The organism is Paenibacillus sp. F4, assembly GCF_002894905.1.
In the GTDB taxonomy this organism is placed as follows: domain Bacteria; phylum Bacillota; class Bacilli; order Paenibacillales; family Paenibacillaceae; genus Paenibacillus; species Paenibacillus polymyxa_B.
On record NZ_POVS01000014.1, the window covers coordinates 207,812 to 229,121 of the forward strand.

A 21,310-nucleotide genomic window follows, 5' to 3' on the forward strand; every position below is an offset into this window, starting at 1 on the left:
TAGCAAACTAGATGATATAGTAAGTTAACAATTCGTACAGATCGGAGTGTAATGATGAATAATGTAGAGCTTGTCCCTTACCATTGTGGGCATGATGCCATTTTACATACCTTCTACTTGCCTGAGGAGCAGAAGCAGTTTACTGGAATGCCGGATGAATTGCTGACACTGGCCAAGGAAGATCCGCACCGCCATCCTGTCGTGATTACGGCTACTAGAAGACCCGTTGGATTTTTCATTTTATACGATGGGGATGAATTAGCGGACTATACGAATACTTCTGAGGCACTGCTGCTGCGCGCGTTCTCTATTCATTACGCAGATCAGGGACAAGGATTCGCTAAGAAAGGGCTGCTTCTACTACCACAGTTCATCGCCAGACACTTCCCACATATTCGCGAGATTGTACTGGGCGTCAATGCCCGTAATCTGCCTGCCCAAAGTCTGTATCGCAAATGCGGCTTTATCGATGAAGGCAACACTAAAATGGGACAACACGGATTGCAGCATATTTTTAAAATGAGCCTATAACGTTGACCTCATAGCCCTCGCCCAAATAAAAAAGCTTTCGGCACAAACGCCGAAAGCTTTTATCGTTAAATCTCACCAATGGAAAAACTCAATTTGTAATTACCAAACTTCGTAAGCTCATCCAGCATGGTATTTAACTCTGCCTGTGATGACATGCGCAAGCGCATCCAATAACAGCCTTCCCCACTCACTCGATGGATTTCGACAATATAGGGATGCTCCCGTGCAAAAGCCTGGAAAGCACTGTGAGTTGTTCCTGAATTCAAAAAAACCGTAATAAAGGCATGAATCGTCTGTCCAATTTTCTCAGGGTTCCAGCGCAGCGTATAGCCCTCGATAATGCCCGCATCCTGCATTTTTCGAACACGCGCTCCTACTGCTTGGCCCGTCAAGTGAACAAGCTGACCGATCTCCTTGTGCGATAAAGAGCTGTCTTCAATTAAATGATGAAGAATGCGCAGATCGGTGTCATCAGGTACGAATAGTTCCATAGTTATTTTTCCTTTCATGATGAAACGATAATGCTGGTTTTCCTTTCAGCAGGCCGTAGCCTGTAGCTCCTTGCGTCAGATATGATTGTAACAGAAACAAAGAACCACCGAAAATACACTCGGTCCAAAAACATTCACTACCAAAGGAGCTTCCATAGATGAAAATCACACTAATCCGCAACGCAACCTTATGGATCAAATACGCTGGAGTAAAATTTCTGATTGATCCGATGTTGAGTGATGCTGGCGCAAATCCGCCGGTTCCCAATACGGAAAATGCCCGCCGTAATCCGCTGGTTCCCTTGCCGCCGCAATGGCAGGCACTCGGACAGCCTGATGTTGTGATCGTCACACATTTGCATCCCGATCATTGGGACCCGGCAGCAGTACGCTGGTTGGACAAACAAATTCCCGTCTTCTGTCAGCCCGGAAATGAAGAACAAATCACTGCTGATGGTTTTACACAGGTTACTCCGATTTCGGTGGCTGGCTCCGTGGGAGAAATTGAGATCATCCGTACTACCGGACATCACGGAACCGGAGAAATCGGGGAACAGATGGGACCCGTATCCGGCTTTGTGTTTCAGGCACCAGGTGAACCTGTCGTCTATTTGGCCGGGGATACGATCTGGTGCAGTGAAGTCGCGGAAGCACTGGATAAATACCGTCCTGACTGGACGATCGTGAACGCTGGAGGAGCGCGGTTTACAGTAGGTGATCCCATTATTATGACTGCCCAGGATGTAACGACGGTAGCACTACACGCCCCTTATACACAAATCGTGGCTGTCCGGCAGATGGAGCGAGGGTTTCGGGATAAGGCTATAATCCTGAGTCACCGCTTGCGCCCATTTTGAATATATTGGATTTCAAAACGCCTAAAGAAGGGATTATCAATGAATTGGCAATATCCTTATTATGGTACAGAAACCCAATGTAAAGAAGTTCCGATTACCTTTCCTCCCCAGCATCAATATAGACAACCGGGGTTGGAATACCTGATGGTTCCACGCCCTATTTATGATAATCCAAAGTATATCGGCACTGGAAAGCTTCAGGATCGGGTGGCTATTATTAGCGGCGGGGACAGTGGCATCGGTCGTGCAGTTGCAGTGGCTTTTGCCAAGGAAGGGGCCGATGTGGTCATTGCCTATCTCGATGAGCATCGAGATGCTATGGAAACCCGTGATGTCATTCATAAGCTCGGCAGACGTTGTTTGTTAATTCCGGGCGATCTAAGGCTAAAAAGCAACTGCTGTCTGGTTGTTCAAAAAACGATGGAAACCTTCGGTCGGATTGACATTCTGATTAACAACCTGGGTGTTCAGTTTGTGCGCGAATCGTATCTGGATATCAGCGAACAGCAGCTTCGTGATACGTTTGATACGAATATTATTTCCTTCTTCCATATGACTACAGAAGCCTTGCCGTATATGCGGGCTGGGGCCAGCATCGTCAATACGGCATCGGTTACAGCCTATGTTGGTCAAAAAAATCTGATCGACTATTCAGCTACCAAAGGAGCCATTGTCAGCTTCACCCGCGCTCTGGCTAATAATCTGGTCGATCAGTGCATCCGCGTGAACGCCATTGCTCCCGGCCCGATCTGGACTCCGCTGAATGCCGCGACACAGTCGCCCGAAGCGATCCGCACCTTTGGCACCAATACGCCGATGAAGCGTGCCGGGCAGCCTTATGAATTGGCCCCCGCCTATGTGCTGCTGGCTTCGGATGATGGTTCCTACATTACAGGGCAAACGCTGCATGTCAATGGCGGACAAATGGTGACGGATTAGTTGCGTTGGCTGACAAGACCTAATAAATAAGACACCTCCGGCACCCACATTTTAAGTGGGACTGGAGGTGTCTTGTTTTACGATATCAAATCTGAGCTTAAGCTGATCTTTTGTTTTTGTTGTAAATATCGAAGGCAACTGCCAGCAGAAGTACTAAGCCCTTGATGCCTTGCTGCCAGTCAATACCCAGACCAATCAGAGACATGCCGTTATTCAGTACGCCCATGACCAAACCACCGATAATGGCTCCAAAAACGGTTCCGATCCCGCCGGATGCCGAAGCACCGCCGATAAAGCAAGCTGCGATGGCATCCAGCTCAAAGTTCGTACCTGCTCTCGGCGTAGCCGCGTTCAGACGTGCAGCAAATATCAGACCGGAAATGGCGGCCAGCACGCCCATATTGACGAATACCCAGAACGTTACTTTTTTCGTTTTGACACCGGACAGACCCGCTGCCTTTTCATTTCCACCCAACGCATACACATGACGGCCCATAATCGTGCGGTTCATGACGAAGGAGTATACAACGATCAGTATGAACAGCAGCACGAGAATGTTAGGTATCCCCGCGTAGCTCGCGAGCATGAAGGTGAACAAATTGATGACAGCAGCTACCACAATCAACTTGAGTACAAATAAAGTCTGTGACGGAACCTCGAATCCATATTTAAGCTGAGAACGGCGTTCACGAATTTCGTTCACGATAAACCATACCGTGAGTGCAATGCCGACAATGATGGATACCAGGTTATACCCGGTAGATGAAAAATCCGGCAGGAAGCCTGAACTGATTTTCTGGAATCCCCCTGGAAATGGAGAGATAGATTGGCCTTCCAGCACGATCATTGTCAATCCGCGAAAGAGCAGCATTCCCGCCAATGTAACGATAAATGCCGGAATTCGTACATAAGCGACCCAGAACCCTTGCCATGCACCGATTAACGCCCCGACCAGCAAAGATGCAATCACAGCGATCCATGCTGGAAGCTGCCAATCGACCATCATTATGGCGGCAACCGCACCGACAAAAGCGGCTATGGAGCCGACGGACAAATCAATATGTCCAGTGATGATAACCAGCACCATCCCGATGGCCAGCACGAGAATATAGCTGTTTTGCAGAATCAGATTGGTAATATTAATCGGCTTCAACAGCAGGCCGCCCGTCAGCACCTCGAACAAAATCATAATGACGACCAGCGCAATCATCATGCCATATTGGCGAATGTTATTTTTAAATAGTTTAGTTATGGTTTCCATGCTTCACGCCTCCTGACTTGGTCATATATCTCATCAACGTTTCCTGCGACGCGTCTTCACGGCTAACCTCTCCAGTGATCCGCCCAGCATTCATGACATAAATCCGGTCACACAAGCCTAGTACCTCTGGCAGCTCGGACGAAATGACCAGCACTCCCTTGCCTTCAGCGGCAAGTCGATGAATAATCGTATAAATTTCATATTTGGCGCCCACATCAATGCCGCGTGTCGGCTCATCCAGAATCAGAATATCCGGCCCGGCGAAAATCCATTTGCTCAGCACCACCTTCTGCTGATTGCCGCCACTCAGATTACCTGTTTTCTGTAAAATACTCGGCGCTTTGATGTTCATGCTTTTTTTCATTTCCTCTGCAATGACGACTTCCTCCTGCTCATTGACGACAGCGCCCTTCGTCAGCTTGTTCAGGCCAGTCAGCGAAATATTACGCTTGATATCATCCATTAGGATGAGGCCATACTCCTTGCGATCCTCTGTTACATAGGCAAAGCCGTTGTTGATCGCGTCCGTAACCGTGTTGTTCTGGATCGGCTTGCCGTCTTTAATCAGCTGACCGGAAATGTTGCGTCCATACGACTTGCCAAAAATGCTCATCGCCAGCTCGGTCCGTCCCGCCCCCATCAGCCCGGCAATACCGACAATTTCACCACGCCGGATGTTCAAATTCACCTGATCCAGTACCTTGCGGTCTGCATGGTGCTCGTGATACACCGTCCAATCCTTCACTTCCAAAACGACTTTGCCAATCTCGGCATGACGCTCTGGATAACGGCTGGTCAGATCACGTCCAACCATCCCGCTAATGATCCGATCCTCCGTGACCTCATCCTTTTTCATATCCAGTGTCTCAATCGTCTTCCCGTCCCGCAAAATCGTGATCGAATCTGACACCTTTGCGACCTCATTCAGCTTATGGGAGATGAGAATGCAGGAAATGCCCTGTCTTTTAAATTCCAGCATCAAATTAAGCAGATTTTCACTATCATCCTCATTTAACGCCGCTGTCGGTTCATCGAGAATAAGCAGCTTTACCTTTTTAGAGAGCGCTTTCGCAATTTCGACTAGTTGTTGCTTTCCGACCCCGATGTTCGTAACTAATGTATTGGGATTTTCACTCAAACCGACTTTGGACAGTAGCTCGCGTGTCCCTACAAAAGTCTCTTTCCAATCAATCACGCCGCCACTGGCGCGTTCGTTGCCTAGATAAATATTTTCCGCAATCGAGAGATACGGGATCAGCGCCAGCTCCTGATGGATAATGACAATGCCCAATTCCTCGCTCTGCTTGATATCCTTGAACTCACACGTTTTGCCCTGGAAAACAATATCCCCTTCATAGGTTCCATGCGGATATACACCACTTAGTACCTTCATCAGCGTCGATTTGCCTGCACCGTTCTCACCGCACAGGGAATGGATTTCGCCTTCCTTGACCTTGAGATTTACATTTTCCAATGCCTTCACGCCGGGAAAGGTTTTGGTAATTCCCTTCATTTCTAGAATGATTCCAGTCATGGGATACGCTCCTTTCGGTTGGATTCTTACTCTTATTTCAATCCGATTTGCTCTTTGGTGTAATAGTGACTGCCGACAATATCCTTTTCCACATTCGTCCGATCCACCGAGATTGGATCAAGTAAGTAAGCAGGAATGACCTTTTTACCGTTGTTATAGGATTCGGTGTCATTCACTTCCGCTTGCTTGCCCTGTAAAATGCTGTTGGCCATCACGACCGTTTGCTCAGCCAGCTTGCGGGTATCCTTAAATATAGTTTGCGTCTGCTCCCCGGCCACAATGGACTTGATCGAAGCCAGCTCCGCATCCTGCCCTGTAATGATCGGCAGCGGCTTGTTCGCTGATCCATATCCGACCCCTTTCAGGGATGAAATGATACCGATGCTAATGCCGTCATACGGGGATAGTACCGCGTCCAGATTGGCCCCCGAATAGTACGCACTCAGCAGGTTATCCATTCGCGACTGGGCCAATGCTCCATCCCACCGCAGTGTAGCGATCTGCGCCATCGTCATCTGCTTGCTGCGCACGACCAGTTTGCCGGAATCCACGTACGGTTTAAGTATAGACATCGCACCATTAAAGAAGAAATAAGCGTTATTATCATCCGGTGAACCACCGAACAGCTCGATATTGAATGGGCCTTTGCCTTCCTTGAGTCCCAACTTTTTCTCAATATATGCCGCCTGTAGCACGCCCACCTTAAAGTTATCGAAGGTCGCATAATACGTCAGATACGGTGTGTTGCGAATCAGACGGTCGTAAGAAATGACCTGAATGCCTCGGTCGTGTGCCTTCTGAATCACATCCGTCAGCGTGTTTCCATCGATCGAAGCGATCACCATAACATTGACACCCTTGGTGATCATATTTTCGATTTGGGAGATTTGGTTTTCCACCACGTCCTCGGCGTACTGTAAATCCGTTTTATAGCCTTGCTCCTGAAACAACCGGACCATATTCTCCCCGTCCCCTACCCAACGCTCAGACGATTTGGTCGGCATGGAAATGCCCACATAGCCTTTTTCCTTGCTGCCCGTTCCACTCTCCGCCAAATTACAGGCCGAAAGCATCAGGGCCAAAACCAGAAGCCATACGACAACAGCTCCTTTTTTCATATGAAGTTCCCCTTTCCTCATGTGATGCGGGTCAATTTGAAGGTAAGTGCTGATTAGAGTTGAAACGAGATAGCGCTTACATAAGTGAGGCAACGAGCGCCTCTCCTTTTTTTATGTGCAAACACATGGTATCATTCCAGGCCGGGAAAGGTCTTTGCTGGTTTTGAACTTTTTTTATAAAATTTTAACCTTTGTGTGGGGAGGTAGAAGTTGGAGGAGATAACATGAAACTCGTAACTAAATAGTCATATGGCTTGTAAATAAATTAAAATAACTTCCACTTTATAATTTTTCGCTATACTGGGTGCTTAAAAAGAGACAAAAAAAGGTAGCTCCAGTTATCAAGCTCCCCTTTTGAATGTGCTTATCTTTGAAATATTTTAGTTAACTCTTACCTTCATCTACATCAATTAAAAACACCCGCTCCTGAAAGCCACCTCGTGCCTCGGCTTTGTCCGCCCGCAGCTTGTCCAGCTCTGCTGCATTCGCTCCATGTACTTCTGCCAGCGCCCGGATGACTTCCAGCATATCCGCCAGCTCTTCCAGCGCATCCTGATCTTTTTGCGCTTCAAAATATTCCTCGACTTCTTCACGAAGCTTGGTTCGCAGTTCCTGCTTGTATTCCTCTGGGTCCAAAATGCGTGTCCGACACTCCTTGCCTTGAGACATAATGATATGCGGAATCCGATCTCGTACCAGCTTGTTGTATGTAGGCATATGGAATACACCCTTTCTGTTATAGAACTTTAAGTCGTAATCCAACATCTTCCTTTTCGTCATTATTTCGTTGGCTCAAAAAGAACCGGGTATTATTGATAAAAGATCTAACGATTCATTAAATGGATTTTCTTTATAAATCGATGGATATCGCTTAGACGGGTCAGCTACGATCCGTTGTGACAGAGACTCTAGAATAGAATCCGTTTTATAAAGCAACTTGTCTACTTCCCCCAGCTTCATTGGCTCTTTAGTTACATCATCTTCTCCCGAAACCAGATAATGTACCGTACCGATAAACAGCACCATATCTAAATTGGGCTCAGCCTCTGTGTGAATTAAAGGAAACAGGTCAGTCACGGATAAACGAATATTCAATGGAATGATTTGGTTTCGATGAACATAAATGGCCTTAGCCATCGAAAACATCGCTTGATCACAAAGAATGAGGCAGTTGTGAAACTGATTATGGTCGCGCATCATCTGTGCGAGCTTGATCTGGTATTCGGCAAGCTTTTGAAAATCCATCATGCAATTGAATATGTAGGTGTCGCTGTACTTAGGCAATTTGAAATCAGAATCACTATGTAGTTGGGGACTTAAGGAGTAATGTTTCAAGGGGAATCAACTCCTGAATTAAAATTTCATAAACGAGAATTTTGCAAAATCCTGAAACAATGTGAGCAACATAGCACAAATATGTAACCATCAAGATGTATAATTTTCTAGCTACCGGACAAGCTTCCTAATAAATATTACTATATAGTAGTTTTTAATTCAATTTACTTACTAACACTTATTAATTAGATGTAACTCTTTCTCTACACTTCTAACTAGAGGATTTTGCAAAATCCAACAAGCGACTTCCAATAATAATATATAGGTCGAGATGATCTAGTTCCTCTATATATTGCACTTTGGAGCGATTGGAATCGATTTTGTAGAACCCTTACTATAGAGAGGTGTATTCATGTCAGAACTTTTGGAATTAGTTGGTACACGTATTCGAGATATTCGAAAGTCTAAAGGGCTTTCCCAAGAAGCTTTAGCCGAAAAAGCAGGATTCAATTCGAGTTATATTGGTTTCATTGAGCGTGCGGAGAGAAATATATCTTTGAAAAATCTGGAGAAAATAGCGAAGGCATTGAACGTGGGCGTCTATCAGTTGCTTACATATGTGAAGGACAATGATGAGCTTACCGAAGAAGATTCGAGTATAAAAACCATTTTGACTCTCCTAAGAACTCGTGAATCCAAAGATACTGAGCTGGCATTAAAGATTCTTACGGACATCTTTATAAGAATCGATGAACGATGAAACAAAAAAAGGAACTGCGCTTTGCAGTTCCCCACCAACCTCTTACGACAACGCCAACATCGCTTTCATATCTTCCTCTGCGGTAGTAATTAGCTTCAAGCCAAACATCTCCACCAGTACATCCAGTACGCCAGAAGAAATGAACTCAGGCGGCTTCGGTCCAATGCGAATATCCTGGATGCCAAGGCTGAACAAGCCTAGCAGGATGGCGACCGCTTTTTGCTCAAACCAGGACAGTACAATGCTGACAGGTAGCTCGTTCACCGTACAACCGAAAGCATCCGCTAATGCCAGAGCGATTTTCACAGTAGAACCCGAATTGTTGCATTGCCCCAAATCAATATAACGCGGAATGCCGGTATCTCCAACGGTGCCATAATCCACGTCATTAAAGCGGAATTTACCACAGGACGTGGTCAGAATGACCGTATCATTCGGTAAGGATGTAGCTAGCTCGCGGTAATAGTTGCCACCTTTGCCCGGTGCGTCGCAGCCTGCAATGACGAAGAAACGGCGGATATGCCCGTCTTTAACCGCCTGAATAATCTCAGGAGCCAGCCCGATAACCGTTTCGTGATGATATCCTGTCGTAAGCACCTGCTCCGAATCTACATCTGCGGCTGGCAGGGCTAATGCACGCTCGATCAATGGTGAAAAGTCGTCGTCCATGATCTTGGCTACTCCCTCTAGCCCAGCTACTTCATAAGAGAAGAAACGGTCTGCATACGTGCCTTTAATCGGCATAACACAGTTCGTCGTTGCAAGAATTGCGCCTGGGAACTCCTCGAACAGTCTACGCTGATCGTACCAGGCTTTACCGATATTCCCTTTGAGATGTGCATATTTCTTCAATGCCGGATAGCCGTGGGCAGGCAGCATTTCTGAGTGGGTATAGATGTTGATGCCTTTACCCTCCGTCTGCCGCAGCAATTCCTCCAGCGCATACAAATTATGTCCGGTCACGACGATGCATTGGCCTTCGATTTTATTTTGGCTGACAGTAATCGGCTGCGGAATGCCAAAACGATCCGTATGCGCACGATCCAGCACATCCATGATCCGTACAGCCGCATTTCCGACCTTCATTGCCATTTCCAAATGCTCTTGTACATTAAAGTTAGAATTGGTTAAGGTCATATATAACGCTTCATGCGTGATGCGATCTACCTCAGGATCGGTATAGCCCAACTGGCGAGCATGTGTCGCATAGGCAGCGATCCCTTTTAATGCAAAAATCATCGTATCCTGCAAGCTCGCTATCGTCTCATCCTTCCCGCACACCCCAACTACTTTACACCCGCCACTCGGCGTCTGTTCACACTGATAACAAAACATATCGTTTTCCTCCAAATATTGATAGATATTTGTTCGTTATCCCCAGCGTAACAAACCCCTGAATGCGTAGGTGTGATTACACACACATTTTTTCTTACAGTTTATTATTAGACAGTGTGGGACTCATCCCTCATTTCAATTCTTCCTACTCCACCGTGTTTTCTTGAATTCCCCCGCCTTTACGGTACTGCACAGGGGACACGCCCATAGTCTTTTTAAAAGCAGTGCTAAAATAGTGCTGACTGTCGTATCCCGTACGTTCTGCTATTTCAAGCACAGACAACGTCGTGGAATCCAACAGCTGCACTGCTTTACGGATACGGGCACGCGTGACGAGGGTCACGAAGCTGTCGTTGAGCTCCTTTTTGAGCACGCGGCTGAGATATACAGCGGATACTTGTAGCCGCGAAGCAAGGGCTTCCAACGTCAGTTCCCGATCGGCGTAACCTTCCTGAATGAGCTGCCGTGCCCGACGTACAATGGGAGACAGCTGCGATTCGCCATACACTCGATCCCGACTCACCCGGTACGCGTCAATTGCACCTTCTAGTCCACCCGCGTTGGACTGCACATGCGTATGAACCGCTATATTCAGGTAGCGTCCAATCGCCTGTTCCATGGAAGCGCCTATCGTCTCGGGTGCCTCCTGCCACAGGCATATGCCGATCAGCCCGTTCGCATCGCGGAACAACACATGCGGTCGGTCCTCCAGCAGTTCGCCAATAATATTTTCAGCGGCAAAAAGAAACAACTGGCGGTCATTCTCACGCATAATCGTCTGCCGGGCCTCTGCCGCAGGCCACCGTACCACACCGATCTGAGCAGGCGGCCGCGATGGAAGCCGTAAAAACGCCAACTGCTCCATGATGTCTTTTCCTGTGTGTTGCCCTTCCAGCCATTCCAGGCAAAACCGCTGGCGCAGCAGCGGAATATTCCGTTCAATCTGTCCGGCGGCTTGTTCTACATAGGCGGCACGCTTGTGCTCTTCGTCCATTCGCTGACGAAGCCGCAACAACGCAGCATGTAGGTGATCCGCATCTACCGGCTTCAAGATATAATCCTCTACGCCAAGTCGGACAGCCTCCTGCGCATAAGCAAATTCATCATGCCCGGAAATGATCAGGCAACGGCATTCCGGATGTTCTTCCCGCAGCCGCCGAATCAGTTCAATCCCGTTCATGAACGGCATATTCATATCGACCAGCACGATATCGATATGAAGCTGACCCACCAGCTCCAGCGCTTCTTCTCCGTCCTCCGCTTCTGCTGCCACCTCCATGCCCAGTGCCGTCCAATCTATGCAATCTCGTATCCCCTCACGGATGATCGGCTCATCATCTGCGATCAATACTTGGTAACGTTTTGCCGTTCCTATGGTCACTTCTGTTATGGCCTGGTCAATCAGACTCGCCGTTGTCGAGTTGTGTGTGGCCTTTGATTTCGTCATCCTGACCCTCTCCTTTTTCATAAGGCTTCTTCAGTTGCGCCATATCCAGCAGCAACGGATGAGTGATCGTCACGCAGGTACCTGTCCCTTCTTTGCTCTCCAGTACAATTCCATATTCCTCGCCAAAAGACAACCGGATACGTGCTTGTACATTCAGCATTCCATAGCTTCTGCCATGGGTACTAACTCCCTTTTGCTTCTGTTTTACTTCCATCGCCTCCAGGGGTATTTCCAGCCATTCACACAATTCACGCAGACGGTCCGCCGTCATCCCTGCGCCATCGTCACGTACCGTCAGCAGCAGCTTGTCGCCCTCGGCTTTAGCTTCTATCCAAATCGTGCCTGGGCCTCGTCTGGCCTTGATGCCGTGATAAATCGCATTTTCCACTACAGGCTGAAGCATTAACTTCAACACGAACAGATCCTTTAGCTCGTCGGGTACATTCAATTCCCAGCGAAGTCGGTCACGATAGCGGGTTTGCTGGATTTGCATATAGCTCGATATATGCTCAATCTCGGAGCGCAGCGGAATAAAGTCATCCCCCTTGCTCAGCCCGAGACGGAACAATCTCGATAGGGCCCCCACCATGTCGGACACGTCGTCTGCTCCATTTTTTCGAGCCATCCAATGAATCGTATCTAGCGTATTGTATAAAAAATGCGGCTTAATATGCTCCTGAAGGCTGCGCAGCTCAGCATCCCGTTTTTGCCGTTCCCTCAGTTCGCTAAGTGACATGAGACGGCGAATTTGCTCCAGCATCCGGTTAAAACTCCGCCCCAGCATTCCAACTTCATCCCCACGGTCACTCCATTGGCGAACTTTAAGATCCCCTGTCTCTGCCGTCCGCATATAGGACATCAGCCGGAAAATTGGCTGCGCAATGGAACTCGACAATCGCAAGGATGCCGTTAAGCCAAATAGACATACAATGAAAACAAAACAGACGACATAGAACTTAATTTGCCGCACTTCCAGTGTAGATTCGCGTGCCGGGAATACCCCCACTGTTCTCCAGCCCGTGAATTCGGAAGCCCTGAACATGAACAGCAATTCTCTGCCCCCAGCTTCACGGGTAAACTTCCCGCTGTCACTTGCCCCGAACCATTGCGGCGGAATACGCTCAATCAAAGGCATATCTGGTCTGTACACGCTACGTCCCTCAGCATCTGTCACCATTAAATACCCGCTTTTGCCCAAGGTTACGTCCCTGGCGGCCTGCGACACAGCCCGCAGCTTGAGGTCAATCATAATCGCGCCTAGCACGCGTCCGGTTTCCGGATCTGTAACCGAACGAACGACGGAGACAATTTCACTGTCCTTGTACCGGACATGAGTGGTCACATTACGGTGGCTCGGCTGTCCTAGCACAGTGAATATGCCTGCATGCTGCGCCGCCTGTTGGTACCAGCCTTCTTCCGTCAGGCTACGTGTGCTTCTAGCGTACATTTCGTTGCTGATATAGTCGCCTTTTTCGTTTACGATCAGAATCCCTGCAATTTCAGGATATAACGTGGTATAGCCCTGCAAAAATTGCTTCATTTTATACAGCGTATCCTGCTCCTGTACAGAACTTAATGACTGCTTGGAAGTGAGAGTCTGGTTTTCCGGCGTTACGATACTTGCATGACCCGCGTGGCCGTCAGCCAGCGTCTTCCCTTTCCAGAACTCCCCGATATCGGGGTTAAAAGCAATCAGATACGTCATGTTTTGCAAATTTTCCATTTTGGTATCCAGCGCTTCGTTCACCTTGCCAATCAACTGCATCGTATGATCTTCCACCTGCCGCTCAATAATCCGTTCCACCGTCCAATTGACCAGCAGACCTAATCCCAGCGAAGGCACAATGCCAAACAACAGGAACAGCAGCATGAGCTGATAACGTAAAGGCATATTGCGCAAGCGTAACCGTGGTATCGTTTGGCGCACCCCTAATTGGATACGCTCCCAAAATTTATTTCGCATAATAATCATCTACATTCGCCCGGGTGACCACGGAAATCCCAGTATCTACTCGCACGGGCAGCGGAGTGTTGTCTCCAGAGGAAGAAGGTGCAGGAATCGTCAAATGATGATGCAGATGGAACAAATATTGAAGCGACCAATAACCCATATTCCATGTTCCCTGGGCAATCGTTGCCGAGATCGTCCCACCACGAATCATATCCAATGTCGCTTTATTCGTATCAAAAGAAATGATTTTCAGCGCATGGCTGTTTTTTTGGCTCAGTACCGCTTCACCCACACCTGCCCCTCCCGTTGCATCGGTCACAAAAATGCCCGCCAGTTTCGGATAAGCTTTCATCAGCCTTTGCGACTCATCCCGGGAGACCATCGCGTCTGCGCGGCCATCTGCGACTTCCACCACCTTCATCGCAGGATACTGTCGTTGAATGGTATCGCGAAAGCCACGCGAGCGTTCCTCATGATTTTGCTGTCCAGGCAGCGTCAGAACAGCGACCTGACCTTCTCGTCCCAACAGCTCTGCCATTTTATCCGCAGCGGTCACGCCCGCCTTATAATTATCCGTGCCCAAAAAGGAATACGCCCGGCTCCCCGGCGCTTCGGCATCAAACAGCACCACAGGAATGCCCGCATCCAGCGCCTTATTAATCACCGGAATCAAAGAGTGAGGATCAATCGCGGAAATCGCAATCCCTGCGGGTTTACGAGCAATTGCTTGCTCAATAACAGTTGTCTGCTCCTGCGCATCATAACGGGTAGCTCCCCGATACTCCACAGTCACCCCCAAAGCATCCCCGGCATCCTCGAAGCCCTTAAGCCCGCTTTTCCAATACTCCAAACCAGACTGGAAGGTAATCATCATATAAGTTTCTCCGATGCTGCCTCGCAGCCCCTTATCCTCCCAAGTGCCATTCAACGGGCCCGTTTGTTCATACCTGAACACATAGAGAGCAAAGGCCGCAATCAACAGCATATATACCAGCAGCGTTTTTTTCATCCTCCCTCTCCTCTTCCTGTGTGTATCCTTAAGTTATAAATTCACTTTAATTTATTCTGGTTTTACTTAGATTGTAAACGCAATCATATTAAATTGGAACTACTTCACTCTTCTTACTTTCAGGTGGCGTTAATCCTGCACTAATGTTTCTACGTTACAATACCTACAATTGTGCTAGGAAAAACATGTGCGTATCTTGCGGAAAAGGAGTGATATGGATGAGTAAGCCGCGTATCGCGGAGTGGACAGAACTACGGGGCCTTGCCTACCTCGCTGTCGTGCTTCAGCATTGCATTGGCGAATATATTTATCGCAGCGACATCCAACAGCCAGATTCTGTTATGCTCGCGATGCTGTATCATTTGACACGTTTTGGCACACCGACGTTCGTTTTCCTGTCTGCGGCGCTGCTTTTTTATAACGGCAACAAACCGATTGGCTATCCTCGCTATATTGGCAGGCGGTTTCGAGATATTTATGTTCCTTTCCTTTGCTGGACTGTTATTTATTGGGTATGTACTCAAAACTGGTCAACGGCGCAGTGGGGAAATATTTACTTTTACAAAGGTATGTTCGAGGAAATGATCATCCCCGTTAGCGGATATCATCTATGGTTTGTAGTGATGATCTTTCAGTTTTATATTTTGTTTCCTTTATTTGCAAAAGCAGCCGGGCAGGTTCAAGCGTTTCTACGTCGTTACAGCACGAAAAGACGCAAACAGCTTGTTTTAGCTATTATGCTGATTGCCGCTACGGCTTATGCTTTGCTGTTACAATGGTCCTACTATGACATGTCTGCATGGAGCACTGGGTTGCCGTCCTTTTGGCAGACTCTGCTGGATTATCGCACCTATAACTTTGTCATGTACTTTTTCTATTTTATGCTGGGCGCAGTATGTGCTTACATGACAAACACGTGGCGTGGACTGGCCAAACAGACGTTGCCGTGGAATGTATTTGTGTTTATTGGTTTGTTCATGCTTATGGGTCACACAATGCTGATCCAGTCGGGTGATACGATCAATCTCAATATTTCTACTTATCTGAAACCAAGCACCTTCGTGCTGATTGTCTCGCAGTTGCTTTTATTGTACGGACTGCTACTCCATTTGCAAAAAGATACGCGATCTGAGCCGTTTCGCCGTATGCTGAACTGGATCGGACGTTATTCTTTTGGAGGATATCTGGCCCATGCGCTCGTGCTGTCCTTCATATCCTACTACACCCGCCCACTTGCACTGGGCGATCATCATTTTACAGCTACGCTCATTACGTTTGTCGTCGTGGCAAGTGTTTCTCTGGGCATCAGCTGGCTCTTGGCCCATCTGCCCGGCGGCAACTGGATTGTTGGCTCTAAAGGCAGACAGCGATTGAACTGGCACTCGTTTCGTTTCCAGTTCTTTTCTTCCAAACGTGCTTCCAAAAGCACGCAGGAACTTGGCTAATCTTGTGTGTCTGTGTTTCAGCATGGGGTTATAATTCCAATGGACTTTGGCAGGGCTCACTTATTGAGCTCTGCTTTTTTTGTTGCCTTAGTATGCCGTTCCCTCAAAAAAGTGATTAACATTTTATGACATGAATATGTATTTTATTTTAAAATAAGTCATTATATAGAATAATAATAAACATTACGCGGGAGAAGTCATAGTTTTGCATAAAAAGAAGGGGGAATGAACCGAACATAACATCGTCGTTGTTAATGATCTAGCTCTAAACATAGTGAGGCAGCTTCTTGGTCTGAAACATACGGTTGTACTGATTAATCAGTTCATCCAAAAGCATAGACTGCTCAAGTACACAAGCATGTCCGAAACCATACTCTTCGTAAAGATCATGCAATTGTTGTCTGGCGTTTTCCACCTGTTGAATTAACGTAACTGTTTCATACCTGTTCATCCTGCATACCTCCTAATGAATCTCATTTTAAGGAGGGATGTACAAATACGTCATATCTTTTTTGAGCCGAAAAATTACAAAATAATACAAAAAAAGACCAGCAATAAGCTGGTCCATGGTAATGAATTAGTGTTTGGTCAAGATCCACCAACGTGTCCTTGTGTTTGGATCGTGCCATGGCTTAGATTTCCAGCTTGGACTGGTACTGTGAATACCAGTAAAAAGCTAGTTACCGCCAAGAAGAAAGCCATCCTTTTGATCATTTTTCTCCCACACCTCCTCATAAATAGATTGGAACTGTGTCTGTGTTTCGGGAGCCGCATGTGTTTTGAAGTGAAAAAATAATCCAAAACAATTGGCAATAAGTAGTACATGATTAATTGTAACAGCTTTTTCAAACGCGTTTATTAAACATTTGAAACCATATAGGTATCTGCCTTTATTTAGGCTGTACTTAGCCATTTTGTACCAGAAGCGTACGTACTCTTCCGGTAAAACCTGCTGTGTATACATGTCTGAAGATGACGGTTCTTGATAAGCCTCAATTTGGGATTCAAAACGCTGAAGGATATGGTCTACATCTACATTGTACCGATTAGCAACTTCAAGAACGTTTAGTAGCTCGGCAAAAATCTCATTTTCGGCAGCCATATGTTCTACGTAATCGGGGAGAACACTAATATCCCCGGACATAAGCCTATTGACGTAAGTATTAATTTTCGCCCATTGCTGATATTGTTTCTTCCAATAAAGTGAATCAGGGTCCTTCTCCTTTACCCAACTTAGATCGGCATAACCTCGGATATGTTCTAATGCCTGTTCATGATCTCCTTTTGCATCGCAAGCATTAGCACACAGCAATTCGGAGTAAACTATGTATACAAACAGTGGCCTGCTTAGCTTTTTTCGTGGCTCTGTTCCTTTTCGCTTAGAGTTATGAACCAAATTATATTGGATCTTTCCCATTTGACCCATTTGATGTGCAAATTCATACACCTTGTCCCACATACTTAAGGATCTGTACACGTTCGCCAAATCTTTTAATGCATCTAATTGCTCTATCTCGTCTAAACGATCAACAAAAGGGGCAAATTCAATGGCAGCTTGAAGATTTATAGCTCTATCTTGTCCAATATTGATTTGGAACAAACGATACTGGCAGATCGCCAATCGCTCTGAATGCTGCTGCTTCTCACTTTCAGCCACCTTTTTGTAAAGGTATGCCGCTGCTTCATTGTAACCGTCTTTGTATACATTTTCGGCAACTTCAAAGAGCGATGGCGGATAATTAGGGTTATCCAATAGCAAAATTACAACTCGCTGCAAGCAGTCCAGTCGTCCTAGCTCAATACATCGGTATAAGAAAGGGCTGATTTTTTTCCAGTTGAGCGGAGATTCTTCAATGCATTCTTCAATATAACGTTCGTAAAAATAATCCGGTGGTAAATTCATTCCCGCAGTAATGCTATCCAGTTGGTGAACAGAAATAGATCGGTTACCAGTCACAATGCTACTAACTGTACCTACATTCAAATCAATCGTGTGACCAAACTTGGTCATCGTTAAGCCTTTTCGTTTCAAATAGGTTTGAATTTCTGCCTGTATCGTAGGTGTGATTTCCATGGATAAACCACCCTTTCAGCATTTTCATAGAATTTCAATTTCAATTTCAATAAACAATATAGTTTGGAAACTAATAGTATAATTATTGATTTTCCTTCACGATAATACCATCTTTTGGAACAAACATAAATGCTTTTACTTTATTGATTTTTATATTTTTATTAGGAGATCATTGGATGTTGGACAATGGAAGGAGAAGATCATTTGAAAAATACAGGCATGACACGCCCCTTGGATACGTTAGGCCGGATTGTTATCCCTAAGGAGTTGCGAACCTCTATGGGTATTCAAGCTGGTGAGTCTTTAGAATTTTATTTAGATGTTGAAACAGGATTATTGAGTATGCGGAAGTATATTGGAGTCTGCTGTCACTTATGCTATTCGATTCAGGACTTAAGCTATTTCAGGGATTCATTTTTATGTAAAAAATGCATAAACGATCTGAAGGGAAATATAGGTGTGAGTCCATTACCTGTTCCTGTTGTAAAGAAACCTGCGTACAAAGAAAAAAGTAACCATCGGTCGTCTTCACAACATTTAGTTGAAAATCTAAGAAAACTCATGCGCGAGCATCCAACAGCCAAGCAAGGCGAATATGCTGAATGGCTCGGCGTATCCCAAGGCCGTATTTCCCAGCTTAAAAAGCTGTTATAGGTATCGCTCAACTCATATTCTAGCCATGCTAAATAACCAGTCGCTGGTTGATTTCGCGCGACTGGTTATTTCAACTTTTCATTAGTAGGAAGGACTACAGGGGATAAATCATGATAGACCGACAGAACTGACTGCTGTGACAAATATCGCTTACAAAACCTACCACTTTTGAGATGGTGTAGATACACGAAACAGTACACGAATGGAGAACTTATGAAAACGACAGGAAAGAATAAGAAATCTTCGCAGGAGCGATCAGCCTCAGTCTGTACCTGCATCAATCTGCGCCGTTCCTCGATGGCTATTACAGGACTGTATGACCGGTATCTGGCCCCGAGCGGACTCAATATTAGCCAATTCTCGCTGCTCAAACACTTAACTGCGCTGGGACCGGCAAGTGTAAGCGAATTGGCGCTGGAGATGCGGCTCGACCGGACAACGATTGTGCGCAATTTGAAGGCGCTGGAGCATAGCGGATATGTGGAGGATACATCTGCTGAGGGCAGTCGCAACCGCTGCCTTACTCTGACGGAGAGTGGAAGAACGGTATACAACGACGCAGCAGAGCTTTGGGAGGAGGCGCAACGTTTTTTGCAGGAGTCATTGGGAAACGGGAATCTGCAGATACTGACCTCACTCTTATCCAAGATTGAAAATTTGGATGGATATTAGACGGCTCCTCATCCAGGTGGAGTTGTGTTCAATTCGTGTATATACACGAAAAAGATCGAAATGTTTATTGCGGTATCAAGGCTAGAGATGTCTTTAAAATGCTATTATAGCGATCGCATTGCATTTGATCACCACTGCGGGTCATCGGAGAAGTACTTCCAGCTGTAGTAAGAGGTCAGTGATATACATTAGCCCGCCACAAGACTTCTGAAGGGAAGCTTTACTGTGAACAATAACCACGGAGAGGAATGTGGATAGGATGGTTGAATCCGTACCGGATATGAGAGAAAACATCGCAGCCGAGATGAAAACCTATGTGAGCGAAGACAAAGGCAATGTTTGTGAAGAACTGCAGAGTCCTTATTACGAGGAGCCGATTATCCAATTTGCCGCGGCTAACGATCCTTTGTTTGAGGAGTACAAAAGAGTAGTGGGGCCCGATCACGCCACGCCGCAGGAAGCATTTGAACGCTCCTTTGGAACGGGGAGTTTTGATGGAGGCACCGTTATCAGCGTTGTGCTGCCGATTAGCGAGACGATCCGTAAGGCTAATCGTGCGCAAAAAGAAAGAGCCTCAAGGGAATGGGCGCTGCTGCGGACCTTTGGCGATGAATATTTTGTACAGTCTGCAAGGCGGCATTTGGCGGGATACTTAACAGGCCTTGGTTACCGTGCGTTTGCACCGCTGGATACGGATTGGTACAGCATCCATGGCGCCGAGGGGGGGCCGATCTCCAACTGGTCGGAGCGCCACATTGCATATGCTGCGGGTCTCGGCACCTTCAGTATCAATGACGGCTTCATCACCGAAAAAGGAATTGCCATCCGCCTGCTGTCCGTGGTGACCGATCTCAAGGTGCCGCCTGATGCCAGAATATCAGCCACAGGACATACTGGTAACTGCCTGCTATGCAGCAAGGGCATCTGCGGTGTGTGCATTACCCGCTGCCCTGTGCAGGCCATCAGCAAGGACGGCGGACATGACAAAATCGCCTGCATGAATTTTGTGTACGGACAGGCATCACGGGACTTTGCGGTTCTAAACGGCGGCGAGGCCAAATCGGGTGCTGGCTGCGGACTGTGCCAAACCAAGGTACCCTGCGAGAGCAGGAATCCGATGCGTACTGCCCGGTGAATATGGAAACCTTGAGGACCGCCATTCTCAAGGTTTTTTAGTGCAAAAAGATACATTTAGTTTTCGTTAGCCGAGGTTGAGGGCGTCCCTGCCTCATGTTTTAATTGAGCTTCATTCGAAGCCCCGGACTTACGATCGAATGTAATCGGGCCTTTACGGTTCACAAGCCGTTTCAGATCCACGGTCATTTCATTCTTCAATTTATCAATGAGCTGGTCTTCTTGGATGCCTTTGCTTTTAGCAACCTCGGCCAATGACTTCCCTTGTCCCAGTTCTTTCTCTAATTGGACAGGAGTGATGCCCAGCAGCTTGGCTACTTTCTCGTTGAGATGGTGATTCAAGCCGCCAGGCCGTTTGCCGTGTCTATGTCTGTGAACATGCCCATGCCCGTGGTCGTCCTGTGGTTCAGCATTCCATTGGCGGGCTGCCCCTTGGATAAAGTCGTTGGGAGTGAGAGTTTGCAACGAATTACTCGGTTCCGTCCCGGAAGCTCCAGCTGCACCCGCAGTGCCATACATCATCACTCCTCCATACAGAATAGCAGCGGTCAATTTCCATTGTTTTTTCATGTTGCAGACCCTTCTTTCATCCTTTTTAAAATAATATTTTCTTTTCCCGCTATTTTTATTCATATTTTCGCCTGTTAAGTAACCATAAGACGGGAAAAAAGAAATTATGAACATTGCTATCACAATTACACCCAACCTTCGATCTACACGCGCTCCTTGGGAACCCTATCCTGTAGAGTGAGCAAGAATGAATAACTATACTTTCTACAATATAACTTGAAATTTTTCAAGTTATATATTAAGGAAAATATGA

At 46.7% G+C, this 21,310-nt stretch carries 21 protein-coding genes; 8 read left to right on the forward strand and 13 right to left on the reverse strand.

The window, feature by feature from the left end; translation table 11 throughout:
* Positions 1-54: 54 nt before the first annotated feature.
* Positions 55-531, forward strand: a complete 477-nt coding sequence (locus tag C1T21_RS16175) for a GNAT family N-acetyltransferase (protein ID WP_103048969.1) — start codon at positions 55-57, stop codon at positions 529-531.
* A 65-nt stretch (positions 532-596) separates the two neighbouring features.
* Here the strand turns inward: C1T21_RS16175 and C1T21_RS16180 are convergent, their stop codons facing one another.
* On the reverse strand, positions 597-1,022 hold the full coding sequence (locus tag C1T21_RS16180) for an Lrp/AsnC family transcriptional regulator (RefSeq protein WP_025720601.1): 426 nt from the start codon (positions 1,020-1,022) through the stop codon (positions 597-599).
* A gap of 158 nt (positions 1,023-1,180) precedes the next feature.
* Between C1T21_RS16180 and C1T21_RS16185 the strand changes: the two genes are divergently transcribed.
* Both C1T21_RS16185 and C1T21_RS16190 read left to right on the forward strand, forming a co-directional pair.
* Positions 1,181-1,879 (forward strand): MBL fold metallo-hydrolase, encoded by a 699-nt coding sequence (locus C1T21_RS16185; RefSeq protein ID WP_258012489.1) that lies wholly within the window; start codon positions 1,181-1,183, stop codon positions 1,877-1,879.
* A 39-nt stretch (positions 1,880-1,918) separates the two neighbouring features.
* A complete protein-coding gene (locus tag C1T21_RS16190; RefSeq protein ID WP_103048970.1) occupies positions 1,919-2,818 on the forward strand; it encodes a glucose 1-dehydrogenase in 900 nt (299 codons plus the stop codon).
* A gap of 97 nt (positions 2,819-2,915) precedes the next feature.
* On the opposite strand, the gene mmsB is transcribed toward C1T21_RS16190, so the two are convergent.
* The 5 genes from mmsB to C1T21_RS16215 all read right to left on the reverse strand — a co-directional run bounded on the left by mmsB (position 2,916) and on the right by C1T21_RS16215 (position 8,066).
* Entirely contained in the window at positions 2,916-4,079 is a 1,164-nt protein-coding gene (mmsB, locus tag C1T21_RS16195) for a multiple monosaccharide ABC transporter permease (protein ID WP_068938496.1), read from the reverse strand.
* The gene (gene mmsA, locus C1T21_RS16200; RefSeq protein ID WP_103048971.1) at positions 4,063-5,613 is read right to left on the reverse strand and encodes a multiple monosaccharide ABC transporter ATP-binding protein; all 1,551 of its coding nucleotides are present in this window, start codon (positions 5,611-5,613) and stop codon (positions 4,063-4,065) included. Before mmsA ends, mmsB begins: the two co-directional genes overlap by 17 nt.
* Positions 5,614-5,645: 32 nt before the next feature.
* Positions 5,646-6,731, reverse strand: coding sequence for a multiple monosaccharide ABC transporter substrate-binding protein (gene chvE / locus C1T21_RS16205; protein ID WP_103048972.1), 1,086 nt, complete (start codon positions 6,729-6,731; stop codon positions 5,646-5,648).
* Positions 6,732-7,115: 384 nt separating this feature from the next.
* Positions 7,116-7,448, reverse strand: coding sequence for a nucleoside triphosphate pyrophosphohydrolase (locus tag C1T21_RS16210; protein WP_103048973.1), 333 nt, complete (start codon positions 7,446-7,448; stop codon positions 7,116-7,118).
* 75 nt (positions 7,449-7,523) lie between these two features.
* Complete coding sequence (locus C1T21_RS16215) at positions 7,524-8,066, reverse strand: hypothetical protein (protein ID WP_103048974.1); 543 nt, start codon at positions 8,064-8,066, stop codon at positions 7,524-7,526.
* A gap of 352 nt (positions 8,067-8,418) precedes the next feature.
* On the opposite strand from C1T21_RS16215, the gene C1T21_RS16220 reads away from it, so the two are divergent.
* On the forward strand, positions 8,419-8,766 hold the full coding sequence (locus C1T21_RS16220; protein WP_023987345.1) for a helix-turn-helix domain-containing protein: 348 nt from the start codon (positions 8,419-8,421) through the stop codon (positions 8,764-8,766).
* Positions 8,767-8,808: 42 nt separating this feature from the next.
* Here C1T21_RS16220 and hcp read toward each other — a convergent pair whose 3' ends face one another.
* The 4 genes from hcp to C1T21_RS16240 all read right to left on the reverse strand — a co-directional run bounded on the left by hcp (position 8,809) and on the right by C1T21_RS16240 (position 14,508).
* Positions 8,809-10,101 (reverse strand): hydroxylamine reductase, encoded by a 1,293-nt coding sequence (gene hcp, locus C1T21_RS16225; protein ID WP_028543172.1) that lies wholly within the window; start codon positions 10,099-10,101, stop codon positions 8,809-8,811.
* A 145-nt stretch (positions 10,102-10,246) separates the two neighbouring features.
* Entirely contained in the window at positions 10,247-11,548 is a 1,302-nt protein-coding gene (locus C1T21_RS16230) for a response regulator (RefSeq protein ID WP_103048975.1), read from the reverse strand.
* On the reverse strand, positions 11,499-13,520 hold the full coding sequence (locus C1T21_RS16235) for a cache domain-containing sensor histidine kinase (protein WP_103048976.1): 2,022 nt from the start codon (positions 13,518-13,520) through the stop codon (positions 11,499-11,501). Before C1T21_RS16235 ends, C1T21_RS16230 begins: the two co-directional genes overlap by 50 nt.
* Positions 13,501-14,508 carry a substrate-binding domain-containing protein gene (locus tag C1T21_RS16240; protein WP_103048977.1) on the reverse strand — a complete coding sequence of 336 codons (1,008 nt, stop codon included), beginning with the start codon at positions 14,506-14,508 and terminating at the stop codon, positions 13,501-13,503. The genes C1T21_RS16235 and C1T21_RS16240 overlap by 20 nt, the downstream gene beginning before the upstream one ends.
* 218 nt (positions 14,509-14,726) lie before the next feature.
* On the opposite strand from C1T21_RS16240, the gene C1T21_RS16245 reads away from it, so the two are divergent.
* On the forward strand, positions 14,727-15,953 hold the full coding sequence (locus tag C1T21_RS16245; RefSeq protein WP_103048978.1) for an acyltransferase: 1,227 nt from the start codon (positions 14,727-14,729) through the stop codon (positions 15,951-15,953).
* Between the two features lie 265 nt (positions 15,954-16,218).
* Here the strand turns inward: C1T21_RS16245 and C1T21_RS16250 are convergent, their stop codons facing one another.
* Positions 16,219-16,404, reverse strand: coding sequence for an aspartyl-phosphate phosphatase Spo0E family protein (locus tag C1T21_RS16250; RefSeq protein WP_103048979.1), 186 nt, complete (start codon positions 16,402-16,404; stop codon positions 16,219-16,221).
* A 225-nt stretch (positions 16,405-16,629) separates the two neighbouring features.
* The gene (locus C1T21_RS16255) at positions 16,630-18,027 is read right to left on the reverse strand and encodes a helix-turn-helix domain-containing protein (protein WP_103048980.1); all 1,398 of its coding nucleotides are present in this window, start codon (positions 18,025-18,027) and stop codon (positions 16,630-16,632) included.
* Positions 18,028-18,213: 186 nt separating this feature from the next.
* Here C1T21_RS16255 and C1T21_RS16260 point away from each other — a divergent pair, with 186 nt between their 5' ends.
* The 3 genes from C1T21_RS16260 to C1T21_RS16270 all read left to right on the forward strand — a co-directional run bounded on the left by C1T21_RS16260 (position 18,214) and on the right by C1T21_RS16270 (position 20,488).
* Positions 18,214-18,681 (forward strand): AbrB/MazE/SpoVT family DNA-binding domain-containing protein, encoded by a 468-nt coding sequence (locus C1T21_RS16260; RefSeq protein WP_103048981.1) that lies wholly within the window; start codon positions 18,214-18,216, stop codon positions 18,679-18,681.
* A 213-nt stretch (positions 18,682-18,894) separates the two neighbouring features.
* The gene (locus C1T21_RS16265; RefSeq protein ID WP_103048982.1) at positions 18,895-19,353 is read left to right on the forward strand and encodes a MarR family winged helix-turn-helix transcriptional regulator; all 459 of its coding nucleotides are present in this window, start codon (positions 18,895-18,897) and stop codon (positions 19,351-19,353) included.
* A gap of 259 nt (positions 19,354-19,612) precedes the next feature.
* Positions 19,613-20,488 (forward strand): (Fe-S)-binding protein, encoded by an 876-nt coding sequence (locus C1T21_RS16270; protein WP_103048983.1) that lies wholly within the window; start codon positions 19,613-19,615, stop codon positions 20,486-20,488.
* A gap of 56 nt (positions 20,489-20,544) precedes the next feature.
* Here C1T21_RS16270 and C1T21_RS16275 read toward each other — a convergent pair whose 3' ends face one another.
* Complete coding sequence (locus tag C1T21_RS16275; RefSeq protein ID WP_103048984.1) at positions 20,545-21,057, reverse strand: hypothetical protein; 513 nt, start codon at positions 21,055-21,057, stop codon at positions 20,545-20,547.
* Between the last annotated feature and the right edge of the window lie 253 nt (positions 21,058-21,310).

What these genes read in the sequence shown, in the direction of transcription:
- C1T21_RS16175 (WP_103048969.1), top strand. Translation starts at nt 55, where the DNA reads ATGAATAATGTAGAGCTTGTCCCTTACCATTGTGGGCATGATGCCATT.
- C1T21_RS16180 (WP_025720601.1), bottom strand. Translation starts at nt 1,022, where the DNA reads ATGGAACTATTCGTACCTGATGACACCGATCTGCGCATTCTTCATCAT.
- C1T21_RS16185 (WP_258012489.1), top strand. Translation starts at nt 1,181, where the DNA reads ATGAAAATCACACTAATCCGCAACGCAACCTTATGGATCAAATACGCT.
- C1T21_RS16190 (WP_103048970.1), top strand. Translation starts at nt 1,919, where the DNA reads ATGAATTGGCAATATCCTTATTATGGTACAGAAACCCAATGTAAAGAA.
- mmsB (WP_068938496.1), bottom strand. Translation starts at nt 4,079, where the DNA reads ATGGAAACCATAACTAAACTATTTAAAAATAACATTCGCCAATATGGC.
- mmsA (WP_103048971.1), bottom strand. Translation starts at nt 5,613, where the DNA reads ATGACTGGAATCATTCTAGAAATGAAGGGAATTACCAAAACCTTTCCC.
- chvE (WP_103048972.1), bottom strand. Translation starts at nt 6,731, where the DNA reads ATGAAAAAAGGAGCTGTTGTCGTATGGCTTCTGGTTTTGGCCCTGATG.
- C1T21_RS16210 (WP_103048973.1), bottom strand. Translation starts at nt 7,448, where the DNA reads ATGCCTACATACAACAAGCTGGTACGAGATCGGATTCCGCATATCATT.
- C1T21_RS16220 (WP_023987345.1), top strand. Translation starts at nt 8,419, where the DNA reads ATGTCAGAACTTTTGGAATTAGTTGGTACACGTATTCGAGATATTCGA.
- hcp (WP_028543172.1), bottom strand. Translation starts at nt 10,101, where the DNA reads ATGTTTTGTTATCAGTGTGAACAGACGCCGAGTGGCGGGTGTAAAGTA.
- C1T21_RS16230 (WP_103048975.1), bottom strand. Translation starts at nt 11,548, where the DNA reads ATGACGAAATCAAAGGCCACACACAACTCGACAACGGCGAGTCTGATT.
- C1T21_RS16235 (WP_103048976.1), bottom strand. Translation starts at nt 13,520, where the DNA reads ATGATTATTATGCGAAATAAATTTTGGGAGCGTATCCAATTAGGGGTG.
- C1T21_RS16240 (WP_103048977.1), bottom strand. Translation starts at nt 14,508, where the DNA reads ATGAAAAAAACGCTGCTGGTATATATGCTGTTGATTGCGGCCTTTGCT.
- C1T21_RS16245 (WP_103048978.1), top strand. Translation starts at nt 14,727, where the DNA reads ATGAGTAAGCCGCGTATCGCGGAGTGGACAGAACTACGGGGCCTTGCC.
- C1T21_RS16250 (WP_103048979.1), bottom strand. Translation starts at nt 16,404, where the DNA reads ATGAACAGGTATGAAACAGTTACGTTAATTCAACAGGTGGAAAACGCC.
- C1T21_RS16255 (WP_103048980.1), bottom strand. Translation starts at nt 18,027, where the DNA reads ATGGAAATCACACCTACGATACAGGCAGAAATTCAAACCTATTTGAAA.
- C1T21_RS16260 (WP_103048981.1), top strand. Translation starts at nt 18,214, where the DNA reads ATGGAAGGAGAAGATCATTTGAAAAATACAGGCATGACACGCCCCTTG.
- C1T21_RS16265 (WP_103048982.1), top strand. Translation starts at nt 18,895, where the DNA reads ATGAAAACGACAGGAAAGAATAAGAAATCTTCGCAGGAGCGATCAGCC.
- C1T21_RS16270 (WP_103048983.1), top strand. Translation starts at nt 19,613, where the DNA reads ATGGTTGAATCCGTACCGGATATGAGAGAAAACATCGCAGCCGAGATG.
- C1T21_RS16275 (WP_103048984.1), bottom strand. Translation starts at nt 21,057, where the DNA reads ATGAAAAAACAATGGAAATTGACCGCTGCTATTCTGTATGGAGGAGTG.